This window comes from Streptomyces sp. UG1 (assembly GCF_049974585.1).
Classification (GTDB): Bacteria; Actinomycetota; Actinomycetes; order Streptomycetales; family Streptomycetaceae; genus Streptomyces.
In genome coordinates this window covers 1-1,403 of the sequence record NZ_JBNGGG010000132.1, presented here as the reverse complement: position 1 = coordinate 1,403, position 1,403 = coordinate 1, and the positions used below count along the sequence as shown (strand labels likewise).

Below are 1,403 nucleotides of genomic sequence, written 5' to 3'. Positions count from 1 at the left end.
CTTAGTACTCCAGTGAGAGATCGTGCGCTGAGCTGGTTCTTCTTCGGTAATGGCAGCGGCGGGCGATGGCTTGATGGTGTCTGCGCCAGTGGGACCAGTTCAGTGCGTGGAGCCGTCGGTCCCGGTGGGGTCTGGGGTGGGGCAGGAGAGTGTCCAGTAGGCGCCGGATCTCTGCCACGGTGAGGGGAATGAGGCTGGTGGTGTCGTTTCTGCTGCCCCCTTTGGGGTGTCTTGGGCCTGGGCTGCGAGGACCGCGAGGAAGGCGTGGGCGAGCATGGCCAGGGTGATGTGGCGATACCAGCCCACGTAGCGTCGGACCTCGTATTCGTCCAGGCCGCACTGGTTCTTCGCGGCCTGGAAGCACTCCTCGATGGCCCAGCGTGAGCCGGCAACGCGGGCCAGTTCGGCGACCTCGACGCCGACGGGTGCGTAGGCGAGGTAGTAGGCGAGTTCGCTGGGGTCGGACAGGCTGCGTCGGGCCATCACCCAGCGGTGATGGGTGACTGGATCCGGGTCGAAGATGATGTTGGCGGGCAGTTTGGCCGCGGCCCAGTCGTAGGTGCGTGGGCCCTTGGCTCCGTCGCCGGAGGAGAGGGTCTGCCAGGCGTCGTCGGGTGCTTCCTCGATGAGCCGGTCGATGCGCCAGATACCGGCCAGGGACTTGATCTGCTGGGACTTCGGCACTGCCACGACATAGCCGACGTCGAGCTGTTCGAGCATGCGGCGGAAGGACCAGTCCTGTCCGTAGGCTTCATCGGCAGTCACCCATGCGGCGGGCAGGCCTGCGGCGATGCAGCGGCGGACCAGGCCCCGGGCCAACTCTCCTTTGGTCGCGAAGGTGCGCTCGTCGGGAATCTTCGCCTCCCGGCACCGCTCTCGGTCCTTGGTCCAGGACTTGGGCAGGTAGAGCTCGCGGTCGACGAGGGCTCTGCCATGGCCGGTGGCGTAGGCCGCGAAGACACCGATCTGGCAGTTGTCGATCTTTCCGGATGTGCCGGTGTACTGCCTCGACACCCCGGCTGACGTGGTGCCCTTCTTGATGAACCCGGTGTCATCGATGATCAGCACGCCGTCCGGGCCGAGCTGTTGCCCGACGTACTCGCGCAGGTCGTCTCGGACGGCATCGGCGTCCCAGCGGGCACCGTTGAGCAGATGCTGCAGCCCAGCAGGGTCACGATGTCCGGCGTACTCGGCCAGTTGCCAGCCGTTCTTGCGGCCCACCGGCGCCAGCAGGCCGCGGACATAGTCCCGCATCCGCCACCGCAGATCCGCACGACCGAACCGGCCCGCCACCCGAGCGAACACGGACTCCAACTCCGCAGCCCAGCCCTCGACTTCAGTAATCCCCTCCACGACCGGACAACGAGAAGAACCAGCTCAGGACACGATCTCTCACTGGAGTA

1 protein-coding gene is annotated in these 1,403 nt (G+C 66.3%); it reads right to left on the bottom strand.

Going from position 1 to position 1,403, the window contains the following annotated elements; genetic code table 11:
- Positions 1-99 precede the first annotated feature (99 nt).
- Positions 100-1,353: an IS701 family transposase gene (locus ACP4J3_RS50645; protein WP_426545050.1), complete on the bottom strand. Its 1,254-nt coding sequence runs from the start codon at positions 1,351-1,353 to the stop codon at positions 100-102.
- Positions 1,354-1,403 lie beyond the last annotated feature (50 nt).